Consider the following 13120-nt stretch of genomic DNA (forward strand, 5'->3'; position numbering starts at 1 on the left):
CCGACCTTTGGGCCGAGTAGTTTATTAAAATATTGAAGACACCCCTTACATTAAATTGGGAGACTTCATTTTTGAACTTCTATTTGAGTCAGATTGGTTTTACTGCGGCTTTTCTCCCGGCCTCAGTGGTACTTTTTTATTTCGAAACCCTAGCTTATATGTAATATGGTAATTAAATCCGAAACGACCTGTTCGATCGGCTCTGCCGTAGCCTGGAATTTCCCATGGGTATAATTCACCTGCCCCTTTCACGCTTGGAGCAAATTTGAACCTCAAGACGTACCCCATATACAGAGGACCTACTATATGAGCACTCAAACCAAAATTGGCTTCAAGCCAACGAGCCTTTATTCTTTCATTATCCAAACTTATTGGTTGCTCATTTGGTGACACATATATGCTATTGGTATTTTGATATTGAATCTTATCTTCAAACCTTGACCAGCCATACATGAAACCGAAATACAATTGACTCCAATCTTTATTATATGGCATAAAATCTACTTGAGGCCCGACTCTATAAAAAAGACCGTTTGATTCATAATTGAAATTAGAGCCATCGCCGATTCTATCTAAGTCAGTTCTTAAGTAGCCTGCATCTATAGTTAAGAAAAACGAATCGAAATCTACTTTCCCTTGAAACTCAGTTTGAACATTACCAGGAGTCGTCAATCTAAGTAAACCTGCCAAATCCGCAGAAAGAAAAACTTTACTTGGCACCCAATCGCGCGCTCTTTTCAAAGGTTTTAGTTCCTGGTTTTGGGCGAATACGCCCATGCTCAAGAATACCAGACTAATAAAAAATCCTAATATTCTCATCTACCTGAAAGTTTACCAATGGATCATTAATTACAACAGAATCTAACGTAGTCGATTCGGTCAGTTCAAGCTCTTCATATCTATGCATCGGCCCACATTCTTCTGATAACCATTCGAGCTGCTTTTCATATTTCAAATGCAAAAAAGTCGTATCTACTAACTCTCTAATCGCAACTAATATCTCAGGGCTATTAGGGTTTAATTGAACTTTAAAGTTGAAATATCCTGAATCCTGTGAGTTGGCAACATAATATGCTGAGTCTTCATAAAAGACTTTTACCCATCTGATCGGCATTTCTGAAGTATCAATTTGGGTCAGAGTTTCTGTTTCCGCTTGATACAAACCAATAGAAACTAAATCATAAGGTCTTTCATTATCGCAATCTGGTTCTTGGGTACATGCCCAGACGAGAGAAAAAGAAAGTAAAACAAGTCCAAACAGGAACCTACTTTTAGGAATCATTCGCCAATTCATTATTCGCCGCTAAGATACTTATATATCTCGAATCCTTGCTCTGTTATCAATACGAGGTTATTTCCAGCATAAAGAATCTTAGAATATTGTTCGTGAGGTAGAACAATCTCACTTTGACTATCATCATATAGATGTCTTAATATCAGCCTTTTACCATTTGACAGGTATAAATAGTCACGATAAAACCCTTGAAGCGTACCGTACGACAGCTCTATCTGCTTGATAAAATTACCAATATTATCAAACACTAATAATCCTTGGAATCTGTCATTCAAATACATATTTCCTTGATGAAACCTAAAGTTGAGAATATCAGCATTTTCTCTATCTAGTACCTGAGCTAAACTTTTATTTTCTAAAACTTCATTTCTCCTTACATCTACCAACGTTAAGGCAAACTCATTGAGATCAACTACCCATAATTCGTTCTGACGATTAATGGAGACATTCGTCACAAAACCCAAATCATAGTCTCTAAAAGGATAAACAACAGGTTTGGCTAAATACCGATCCAAAATCACATATTCCTGTAGTCCTTCATAGAAAAGTAAAACCTTGAGTTGACTAGAGGCATCTATGTTGTGAATACGTCCATTTTTAACTGGAGAATATTGGAGTTGTATTTCACCTGTCAAACTATATTTTAATACCTCTCCGTTGTATTTGGAGATATAAATATTGCCCTTAGTGTCTATATCAGACCGATCTACTTCTTGTAAATGAATTTCTTTCTGAAGAATCCATTGCGCATGAGCAGTTGTAACTATCAGGTATGTGAAAAACAGAAAGAATATAACCTTATTCATCAAAATAATTTAGCTGAAAACTACTCCCATCAAATACACCGAAACTCTTCTTTTTGATCCACTCTCCAAGATTCACATAATGACTTGAAGAATTTATCTCTACGTAAGCCTCTTTGTGGACATCACCATAGAGATAATAATCATGATGCTCTTTTTTCTCAATTTCAGAACTGTATTCAATGAGTCGCTGTTCTTTAGCAGGGATCTCATTGTCTTTGGCTTTAGCTTTACTGTACTTAGACCATAATTTTGCCAATGAAATGCCTAAATCCGGATGAACCCATTTGAAAAGCCAAATACAAAGCTTATTCGTAAAAAAGGATTTTAAAATTTTGAACTTCGTATCTCCCTTTCCTAGTCCATCACCATGGGCAATGTAAAACTTCTTTGTCCCGAGTTGATAGGTTTGAGGTTTATAAACCAATTCTATATCAAATTCCGAATGCAGATAATCTCTATACCAAATATCATGATTTCCACTAAATAAGATTATTCTAATTCCTTTATCTGATAGCTCAGCCAATTTACCTAGGAATCGAATACTACCTCTAGAAACTACGTGATTGTACTCAAACCAAAAATCAAAAATATCACCAACTAAAAATAGTACTTTGGCATCCTCTGAAATCAGGTCAAGCCATTTTAATATTTTGGATTCACGCTCTTTAGACGCCTCAATATTTGGAGCACCTAAATGAAAGTCGCTAGCGAAATATATCTTGTCCCCGTGAGTAAGCTGAATGTTTTGAATAGACATGTACTGAAAGAAAAAAGGCACCTTTCGGTGCCTTCTAAATTAGTTTATGTTCTAGGCTGTTTTTTCAACATCCTTTGGGTCATCACCTTTATCGGGTTCTGCCTCAGACTCTTGCTCTACTTCAGTCTTAATAGTTGACTTTAGCTCCTCAAGGTCTTTTTCATTTTTCACCTCTTGCGGTCCTTTTGGTCCAAGTGACCCGTTGGTAAATGCCTCATAACTTGTCTCTTTTTCAAAAGGTCTCTTTCCTATCAGCTCTTCTAAGTCTGATTGGAAAATAATTTCTTTCTCCAGAAGCTCTTGAGCAATTTTTTCTAATTGCTCTCTCTTATCACTAAGTAAGTCTATTGTTCTTTGATACGCATCTGCTACGATCTTCTTAACCTCTTTATCTATCTTCTCAGCAGTAGCATCAGAGTAAGGTTTGTTGAAGTTATACTCAGATTGCTTAGAATCATAAAAAGATATATTACCAATCTCATCATTCATCCCATATACTGTGACGATGCTATAGGCCATCTTAGTAATTCTCTCAAGATCACTCAATGCTCCTGTTGAAATCTTACCAAAAACAATTTCCTCTGCAGCTCTACCTCCCAATGCCATACACATTTCGTCTAGTAGCTGCTCTGTCTGGTACAGATACTGTTCTTTTGGTAGATACTGCGCATATCCTAAAGCTGCCATACCTCTAGGTACTATACTAACTTTTACTAATGGATCCGCGTGCTCTAAAAACCAACCAGCCACTGCATGACCTGCTTCATGGTAGGCTACAATTTTCTTCTCTTCTGGCGAAATGATTTTACTTTTCTTCTCAAGACCTCCGATCACTCTGTCAATTGCGTCTTGAAAATCTTTTAAATCAACCGCTTTTTTATCTTTTCTGGCTGCAATTAATGCTGCCTCATTACAGACATTGGCAATTTCTGCACCTGCAAATCCAGGAGTTTGTGCTGCCAGTTTCTTAGAGTCTACGTCTTTAGTAGTAGTTATAGGTCCTAGGTGAACCTTGAATATCGCATCTCTGCCTACAATATCTGGCTTATCTATACTAATCTGTCTATCAAATCTACCTGGTCTCAAAAGAGCAGAGTCTAATACATCAGGTCTATTCGTTGCCGCTAAAATGATTACGCCTGAATCAGTAGCAAATCCATCCATCTCTACAAGTAGCGAGTTCAAGGTATTTTCTCGCTCATCATTAGATCCTGGCATCTGTCCTTTCCCTCTAGATCTACCTATAGCATCTATTTCATCTATAAATATGATACAAGGAGCTTTTTCTTTTGCCTGCTTGAACAAATCTCTTACTCTAGCTGCTCCTACACCTACAAACATCTCTACAAAGTCAGAACCAGAAAGAGTAAAGAATGGAACTCCTGCCTCTCCTGCTACAGCTTTCGCTAGCAATGTTTTACCTGTACCGGGAGGGCCTACAAGCAATGCTCCTTTTGGAATTTTACCTCCTAACTTGGTGAATTTGGTAGGACTTTTAAGGAACTCTACTATCTCTTTTACTTCTTCTTTAGCCTCATCTAATCCAGCTACATTGTCAAAGGTAATTTTGACCTTGTTTTCAGCATCGAAAAGTGCTGCTCTAGACTTACCTATGTTAAAAATTTGACCCCCTGGGCCTCCGCCTCCTGTCATTCTTCTCATCAATAACCAAAACCCAATTATGATAATAATGAAGAATCCTGAATTGAGAAAAAGGTTGGTCAAATCTGATTCTTTCTTGATCAAATACTCGTAATCGGCTCCATCCTTCAGCTTAGCGTCCAATTCTGCCTTTTTCTTTTCGAAGGCATCTGGACTAGCTATTTCAAAATAGTAGTGAGGTCCGACTGAGGACACCCCTCCCCATCTACTATTCTCCTCGAGCTGGATTTTATACTTTGAATTAGCAAGAGCGTCTGGTTTTAATGTAACTCTTACTCTATTCATATTCCTCACAAGAGTGACTTTGCTGACATCATTGCTGAGCACCATGTCTTCAAACTTCTTGTAAGATATTTCAATAGCTGTATTGCTGTTTGAGAAATATGATATTCCAAAGATGAATGTCATCAATGCTAGGATTATCCAAAGCTGATAATTTGGCTTGCCAGCTGGATTTGGGATATTCTTTTTCGGTTTTTCCGCCATTATCTATTTATTAATTGAATGCTAGAACGCTGATTTTAGGATTATTGTTCATCGATTTTGGTAATGACTGCGTCACCCCAAAGCTTTTCTAGCGCATAGAATTCTCTTTTGTCTTGTTTGAAAATGTGGACTACTACATCAGCATAATCGATTAGTATCCACTCTCTGTGTTCTTTCCCTTCCTTTCTCCAAGGGTTGGTTTCTGTTACTTTATATACTTCTTCCTCTACAGCATCTGCTATCGCATCTATCTGAGTATCTGAAGTACCAGAGCAAATTACAAAATAATCAGCTACTGCTTTAGGAATTTTTCGGAGATCCATCACTACGATTTCTTGAGCCTTTCGCTCTTGCATCCCCTTTACTACGAGTTGACTTGTCTTTTGCGAATCAACTCCTTGTACATCTGTCATGCTTTGTTTCTAAATTTGACGTCAAAAATAGTTATTTCTAGTTGTATAAATATTTTGCCAAAACGCAATTCCTTGGAAAAAGAGTTTTTTTTCTGTCACAATGTCATTCAACTAATGATGAAGCTGCCAAGTATGCTAAAGAAACTCCAGACTTTCCAGAAGGAACAACCTTCATCACTTCTCACCAAACCAACGGCAGAGGTCAGCGTGGAAATGAATGGATTAGTCCTGCTGGACAAAATGCAACATTCTCTTTTCTACTAAAACCAAAGTACATCCCTATTGACCAACAGTTTGATCTTAACATCATAGTGTCACTTGGTATCAGGAGAGCTCTACGGAAATTTATTGGGAATAGGCTAAAAATTAAATGGCCTAATGATATTTATGTCGGCGATAAAAAAATGGGAGGTATTTTGATCGAAAACACGCTCAAAGGAAATAAAATCGAATCAACTGTAGTGGGTATCGGACTGAATGTAAATCAATCATCGTTCGAAATAGATAACGCTACTTCTTTCAAGCTTGAAACTTCTAAATCTATTGAACCTAATGAAATGATCGAAAATATTCTCATTGATCTAGAGGAAGTATATGCTTTTGCAAGAGTGAATGGACTAGTGTCTCTTAAAACTGAATACCTTAATTCACTTTATAGGCTAAACGAAATAAGTTTTTTCGAATCTAGAGGAGTAAAGTTTACGGGTACAATTTGGGGTGTTACTGATTCAGGTCAATTACTTATAAAGAGTGACCATAATGTCACTTCATATGACCTTAAGGAAATAAAGTACTTGAACGATTAAGCATTACTGGCAAACAGTACTTCAATCTATCACTGCTAAATCCAATTTGAGCTCATCAAATTCAAATAACAACTTAAGTTATTACAATTCCATACCGTAAAAACACAAACTCCTATTGTAATATTATAATTACATATAAACATATTGCAATTCAGTATAAACAGATTAATATTCGTTGTTAGAATATCCACATTCTAATCAATGGAATTAAGATTGCGGATCGATTGACTCATCGTAGTAACTCAAATAGTGTTCATCGTGCTAGAATCTTCAATCATCATTTACTTCACTAGAAAATTGACAATCATACCATTCTAACGACAACTGATCTAGTCCTCTAGCTCAACTTTTCAATTATCTTTGCATTCGAAAAAACGAAACTTTGAAGTCTAAGATTCATTTTGGAGCGTTTTAGTCTTCCTGACTGATTCCTTATTTGTCGTCTTAGCTTCAAACAAAAAATTGTAAACAAGATTATCATGATTGATACTGAATTGAAATACAAAGTGAAAGACATCAGTTTAGCTGACTGGGGTCGCAAAGAAATTAAACTGGCTGAAGCTGAAATGCCTGGTTTGATGTCATTGAGAGAGGAGTATGGTGCTAGTAAACCATTGGCTGGTGCTAGAATCGCTGGCTGTCTTCATATGACTATTCAGACTGCCGTACTGATCGAAACATTGGTAGAACTAGGAGCTGAGGTTACTTGGTCGTCTTGCAACATCTTCTCTACTCAGGATCATGCTGCCGCTGCTATCGCTGCTGCTGGTATCCCTGTTTACGCTTGGAAGGGTTTGACTGAAGAAGAATTTGACTGGTGTATCGAACAGACTCTTTTTGCATTTGAAGATGGTAAGCCATTGAACATGATCTTGGATGATGGTGGAGACTTGACCAATATGGTTTTTGATCAATTCCCTGAATTAGTAAAAGACATTAAAGGTCTATCTGAAGAAACTACTACTGGTGTTCACAGACTTCAGGAAAGAGAGGCTAATGGTACTTTAGTTATGCCTGCTATCAATGTAAATGACTCTGTGACTAAGTCTAAATTCGACAACAAGTATGGATGTAAAGAGTCATTGGTAGATGCTATCAGAAGAGCTACTGATGTGATGATGGCTGGTAAAGTAGCTGTTGTGGCTGGATATGGTGACGTAGGAAAAGGTTCTGCTGCTTCATTGAGAGGTGCTGGTGCTAGAGTAATCGTAACTGAAATCGACCCTATCTGTGCGCTACAGGCTGCGATGGATGGTTTCGAAGTGAAGAAAATGGATGATGCTGTTGCTGAAGGTGATATCATCGTAACTACTACTGGTAACAAGGACATTATAGTTGGTCGTCACTTCGATAAAATGAAGGACAAAACTATTGTTTGTAACATCGGACACTTTGATAATGAGATCGATGTGGCATGGTTGAACGAAAATGCTAAGAAAACTGAAATCAAGCCTCAGGTTGATTTATATGACTTGAATGGTACTGAGATCATTCTTTTGGCTGAAGGTAGATTGGTAAACTTAGGATGTGCGACTGGTCACCCATCTTTCGTAATGTCTAACTCTTTCACTAACCAAACTCTTGCTCAATTAGAGCTTTGGGCTAATAGTGACAACTATGAGAATAAAGTCTACATGCTTCCTAAACACCTAGATGAGAAAGTAGCTAAGCTTCATTTAGCGAAAATCGGTGTAGAGTTAGATGTACTATCTGAAGAACAGGCTGAGTATATCGGTGTAACTGTAGATGGGCCATTCAAACCTGAGTATTACAGATACTAATTAGTTAAAACATATTTACGAAGCCTCGTTTCGACTTTATCGGAGTGAGGCTTTTTTTATTTTTGGAGAATGCTTGTATCAGCTGACCTTGCATTAACCACCTCCTCCATCTAATTTTCAGCAAAAGTTTATTTGTGAAGAGAACCTTAATTTTTTTATCGATTGTCGCGGTACTAGGCGGTGCTGGGGCTACTTATTTGTTTTGGTGGAAACCAACTAATATTAATGCATGGTCTTTTATTCCAGATAATGCCATAGCAGTATATCAACCAGCTGAGTTACGTGAATTACTGAAATCAGATGATGAGCGTAAAATTGTAAGGAACCTAAAAAATCTACCAGAGGCTCAAGTCATTGTCGAAGAGTTTCAAACCTTAGACTCATTAGTAGAGACTGTATCTAAGGACAGTCAATTTCTTGATAGGTCACAATTATTGATCTCTATTCATCCAGGAAGTGAGTCGGCGGTCTCTCTTGCTAACCTTTATATTCTTGAAATCAACTCTACTTCATTGCAGCAGCTTTTCCAAAGTATAGAAGAGCATTTGATTGCAAATAATTTCAAGAAATCAATCAGATTATACAATAGTAAAGAGATCATTGAATACCAGAACGAGGACACGCAGTTTGCTTATATCCAAATTCAAGACTATCTGATTGCTAGCTTTTCTCCTTTCCTAGTGGATGATGCCATTCGAACGATGGAAAAGAATATTCAAAGCCCGACCTTTTCTGACCCTGAAATACAACTAGCTATCAACCAGAAGCTGGTCGGCAATGGAAGGTTGTATTTTAACAATCAATACTTTTCTAAATACATTAATAAGTTAATAGACTCTGAACGTCACAATATTTCTTGGCTCAAATGGTTTTGTAAGCTTCTACATTTAGACTTATCTGTTTCTGATGACAGAATTGATCTGGCAGGGTTTGCCGTTTTGGACGCTGAAAAACCGAGCTACTTAGCTACATTCAAAAATGTGAGAGGTGTCGGTTTTGAAATGAAAAATGTCATTCCTGACCATGCTAATATGGTTATTCACATATCTGTAGACAATATTAAAACATGGCTTACTGATTTAAAAAAATACTGGCGAACCTACCAACCTAGTTATCTATCCAGAATCGGAGAAATCGAAAACAAGTATTTCTTTGATTCTCAAACTTTTTTCAGTTTGTGCAAGGACGAAGTAGGTCTGTTCGTATTGGATGCAAAAAGAAGTTTTGTTCATGAAAAAATTCTGGCTATAGAACATAATGATGCCATAGTCATGGAAAAAATCCTAAGTGAACTGAGTAATACTTTGATTGAGGATTCTGTATTCGTACAGAGTGAGTATGCTGGGCGCCGAATTGGCTACCTACCACTTGATGATATACCTTCTCGTCTATTTGGTGAGATGTTTTCAGGGTTTCCTGAATCCTACTATTGGGTATCGAATAGATTCGTATTTTTAGCTACAAGCCAACATGCATTAGAGGTGTTGATAGATGATATTGACAATGAAAATACTTGGCAGCAGTCTATTCGCTCCAATAGATTTTTGGAGTCTACGAACGACGATTCCAATTTCAGCATATTCACAAAAGGGCAGGGAGCATGGAAAATGATTAATAATATGCTTCAATCTGACTGGTCTGGATATATAGACGAAAATCAATTGGTTTTTAATCAGCTTGAATATTCTACTGTCCAGTTTACCAAAGTGGATAATAACTTTTACACAAACATTTCTATTCAACACCCTGGAAGACTGCAAGAGAAACAACAAGCTCAAGATTTTGAATTGGTCTCACAGCTTTCTTTTGATGTCCCTCTGATTTCAAAGCCTTTCGCAGTAAAAAGTCACAAGGACAAATCTTTAGAAATGATGGTTCAAGACTCTCTTTACAATCTCCATTTGGTAGATAAAGATCAAGAACTTGAATTGACTATCCCTCTACCTGGTAAACTCCAAACACCCGTTTTTCAAGTTGACTATTATAAAAATCGAAAACTGCAATATTTGTTTGCCTTGGATCATAGTATACATATTATAGACAGAACGGGGACTTACATTCCGGGCTTTCCTAAGGACGTACCTACTGACCCTCCTGTCAAGTTTCTATCATTAATCGATTATGATAAGTCGAAAAACTATAGGTACATGGCTGCAACAGAAAAGAGCTACTACTATTTGTATGACAGAGAAGGCAAAAGACTGAAGGGGTGGAACCCTAAAAAACTGACTGGCAACCCTGTGATGCCTGGACAACATTTGAGAGTAAGAAATTCTGATTTCATGCTTTTCTTACAGGATGATGGTATCGTTCATGGTTTAAGTAGAAAGGGGTTAGGTAAATCGGGATTTCCGATAGATCTAAAAGGGAGTGTATCTAGTCCGTTAAACATCTCAAAAGGTGCTACATTAAAAGATACCGAGTTAATAGCTGTCACTAGCACTGGAGAACTCATTGAATTTAATCTAGAAGGTCAAATTCTTCGAAAAGATCAGTTTTATAAAGAAAGTATAGAGGATCTTTTTCGATTGGTCAATGCCAATGATGCAAACGACTTTATAGTCACTAAAAAGTCTGGTGCTAGACTTACAATATTTAATAGAAACCTTGAGGAGCTATTCAGTATTCGAGTAAATAGCGATAGTCTTGAAACACAATATTATAAATTCACTCCTGGTAGTGAATTGATTATTATTTCTGATCCTGAACATGATTTGAATTACTTATATGATATCAATGGTCGCTTGTTACATAAAGAACCTCTTCAAAGTGGACGCAAGCTAGCTGTGCTATATCATGAAGATAAAAGTCAGTATCAGATATATTGTAGTGCAGGCAATAAAATTCAAGTATTAAATCTATCGTTCTAATATGGCCAAACTGATTAAGAAAGAAACCAAATTCGGTACACTTCCTGTTTTTCTGACTGCTATATCTACCATCTTAGGAGCTGTGATGTTCTTACGATTTGGGTATTCTGTAGGTAGCGTAGGTTTCATCGGAACTATTGCCATTATATTCATTGGTCACTTAGTGACAATTCCTACTGCCATGGCTATAGCTGAAATTGCTACTAACCAAAAAGTAGAAGGTGGTGGAGAATATTACATAATCTCTAGGTCTTTCGGAATCAACATAGGTGCTGCGATAGGAATTGCTCTTTACCTTTCTCAAGCTATTAGCATAGCGTTTTATATTATAGCTTTTGCCGAAGCTTTTGATCCAGTTATTGCTTGGGTCTCCGATAACTATGAAATAATCATTAATGACAAGAGGTACATAAGTATCCCAGCGGTACTGTTTTTAAGTATTCTTATGCTGACTAAAGGTGCTGACCTTGGCATGAAGATGCTTTATATAGTAGTCGTTACACTATTTGCTTCCCTATTGTTATTTTTCATGGGAGAAACTGGATACTCGTCTCAAGTCGCAGAGGTGAGCTTTACTGAAAGGTTAACTGATAACAACAGCTTTTTCATTGTCTTTGGAATAATCTTCCCCGCATTTACTGGTATGACAGCTGGAGTAGGTCTGTCTGGAGACTTGAAAGATCCTAAAAAATCTATCCCTTGGGGGACACTCTCAGCTACCATAATCGGTATGGTCATTTATGTATTTATTGCATTCAAGTTATACACAAATGCAAGTCCAGAAGACCTAATCAATGATCAGTTGATCATGTCTAAAATTGCCCTTTGGGGACCGATCATACCAATTGGATTGGCAGCAGCTACTATTTCATCTGCCCTAGGGTCTATCATGGTAGCACCTCGAACTTTACAAGCGTTAGCTTCAGACAAAGTTTTCCCAACCGCAAAAATCAATTCCTTTTTATCTGCTGGTAGAAAAGACTCTAATGAACCTATCAATGCTACGCTCATTACAGTAGGATTAGCCTTGTTTTTCGTGGCTATGGGCAGTATAGACACTGTAGCACAAGTGATTTCCATGTTCTTCATGGTTACTTATGGTGCTATTTGTACTATCTCGTTTTTCCAGCATTTTGCTGCTGACCCTTCTTACCGACCAGCTTTTAGATCGAAATGGTACATATCGCTTCTTGGAGCTTTTATGTGTCTGTTTTTAATGTTCAAGATGGAGCCTGGATATGCTTTTGCTTCAATCTTCATTATGATATTAATTTATCTGGCTCTGTCGAAGACCAGTGAGGATAAGGAAGGTATGGCTAAGATATTCCAAGGGGTCATTTTTCAACTAATTAGGGAAATTCAAGTTTTCATCCAAAAAGCAGAAAAAGATGATGACAACTGGCGACCATCGGTAATTTGTATATCTGGAGATTCGTTTGAAAGACCAGCTGCTTTCGAACTCATGAGGTGGATATCTCATAGATATGGCTTCGGTACCTATCTTCATTTCATCAATGGATATTATTCTAAAGAAACAAAGGAGCTTTCTCAGGGGGAATTGAAAAGACTCATTCGAGCAGCAGACCTTTCAGACAGCAATGTTTATGTTGACACAATGGTATCTCCAAGTTATACCACGGCAATTGCACAAGCCTTGCAGCTTCCAAGTGTATCAGGTAAAGAAAATAACATGATCTTGTTTGAGTTTTCTAAGCAAAATCCAGAAGGTCTTGAAAAGATCATGAACAATTATTCGATGGTTCGTACATCGGGGTTTGACACCTGTATATTGGCTAGTAGTGAAAAAGGTCTAGATATCAAATCTGAAATCCATATTTGGATCAAACCTTCAGATTATATCAATTCCAATCTGATGATTTTATTAGGCTATGTGATCATTGGTCACCCTCAATGGAAAAAAGCAGAGATTAAGATTTTTGCTATCATGCCTCAAGAAAAAGTGCATGAGGAAAAAACAGAATTACTCAATTTAATCAAGGCTGGGCGACTTCCTATCTCTGCTCAGAACGTCAACATTATTAAAAAAGAAGAGCATAAAAATATAAAGGCTATTATCAACGAATATTCTAAAGATTCTGATTTGACCATCGTTGGGTTTAGATCGGAAGCTATCAAACAGCTAGGCGAAGAACTCTTCCAAGGCTATGATGATATAGGTAATGTACTGTTTGTAAATAGTACAAAGTCTAAGATAATATCATAACTGGGAAGCTATTTGACACAA

10 protein-coding genes are annotated in these 13120 nt (G+C 37.2%); 4 read left to right on the forward strand and 6 right to left on the reverse strand.

Annotated elements, in window-relative coordinates; all coding sequences use genetic code 11:
• Positions 1 to 99 precede the first annotated feature (99 nt).
• From DKG80_RS14165 to rsfS, 6 genes are read right to left on the reverse strand one after another with little or no spacing between them, the layout of a single operon-like run.
• Complete coding sequence (locus DKG80_RS14165; protein ID WP_109832006.1) at positions 100 to 819, reverse strand: DUF6048 family protein; 720 nt, start codon at positions 817 to 819, stop codon at positions 100 to 102.
• Positions 794 to 1294, reverse strand: a complete 501-nt coding sequence (locus tag DKG80_RS14170; RefSeq protein ID WP_109832007.1) for a DUF6452 family protein — start codon at positions 1292 to 1294, stop codon at positions 794 to 796. Before DKG80_RS14170 ends, DKG80_RS14165 begins: the two co-directional genes overlap by 26 nt.
• Positions 1294 to 2100 carry a hypothetical protein gene (locus DKG80_RS14175; protein ID WP_109832008.1) on the reverse strand — a complete coding sequence of 269 codons (807 nt, stop codon included), beginning with the start codon at positions 2098 to 2100 and terminating at the stop codon, positions 1294 to 1296. The genes DKG80_RS14170 and DKG80_RS14175 overlap by 1 nt, the downstream gene beginning before the upstream one ends.
• Positions 2093 to 2857 (reverse strand): UDP-2,3-diacylglucosamine diphosphatase, encoded by a 765-nt coding sequence (locus DKG80_RS14180; protein WP_109832009.1) that lies wholly within the window; start codon positions 2855 to 2857, stop codon positions 2093 to 2095. Before DKG80_RS14180 ends, DKG80_RS14175 begins: the two co-directional genes overlap by 8 nt.
• Before the next feature lie 51 nt (positions 2858 to 2908).
• On the reverse strand, positions 2909 to 5005 hold the full coding sequence (gene ftsH, locus DKG80_RS14185) for an ATP-dependent zinc metalloprotease FtsH (protein ID WP_109832010.1): 2097 nt from the start codon (positions 5003 to 5005) through the stop codon (positions 2909 to 2911).
• 41 nt (positions 5006 to 5046) lie between these two features.
• On the reverse strand, positions 5047 to 5418 hold the full coding sequence (gene rsfS / locus DKG80_RS14190; RefSeq protein ID WP_109832011.1) for a ribosome silencing factor: 372 nt from the start codon (positions 5416 to 5418) through the stop codon (positions 5047 to 5049).
• 41 nt (positions 5419 to 5459) lie between these two features.
• Here rsfS and DKG80_RS14195 point away from each other — a divergent pair, with 41 nt between their 5' ends.
• From DKG80_RS14195 to DKG80_RS14210, 4 genes are all read left to right on the forward strand, one after another.
• The gene (locus DKG80_RS14195; protein WP_109832012.1) at positions 5460 to 6224 is read left to right on the forward strand and encodes a biotin--[acetyl-CoA-carboxylase] ligase; all 765 of its coding nucleotides are present in this window, start codon (positions 5460 to 5462) and stop codon (positions 6222 to 6224) included.
• 479 nt (positions 6225 to 6703) lie between these two features.
• Entirely contained in the window at positions 6704 to 8005 is a 1302-nt protein-coding gene (gene ahcY / locus DKG80_RS14200) for an adenosylhomocysteinase (protein ID WP_109832013.1), read from the forward strand.
• 134 nt (positions 8006 to 8139) lie between these two features.
• On the forward strand, positions 8140 to 10875 hold the full coding sequence (locus DKG80_RS14205) for a hypothetical protein (RefSeq protein WP_109832014.1): 2736 nt from the start codon (positions 8140 to 8142) through the stop codon (positions 10873 to 10875).
• Between the two features lies 1 nt (position 10876).
• Positions 10877 to 13099, forward strand: a complete 2223-nt coding sequence (locus DKG80_RS14210) for an APC family permease (protein ID WP_109832015.1) — start codon at positions 10877 to 10879, stop codon at positions 13097 to 13099.
• Positions 13100 to 13120: the final 21 nt, after the last annotated feature.

Origin of the sequence: Reichenbachiella versicolor (assembly GCF_003171675.1) — a bacterium.
Lineage (GTDB): Bacteria > Bacteroidota > Bacteroidia > Cytophagales > Cyclobacteriaceae > Reichenbachiella > Reichenbachiella versicolor.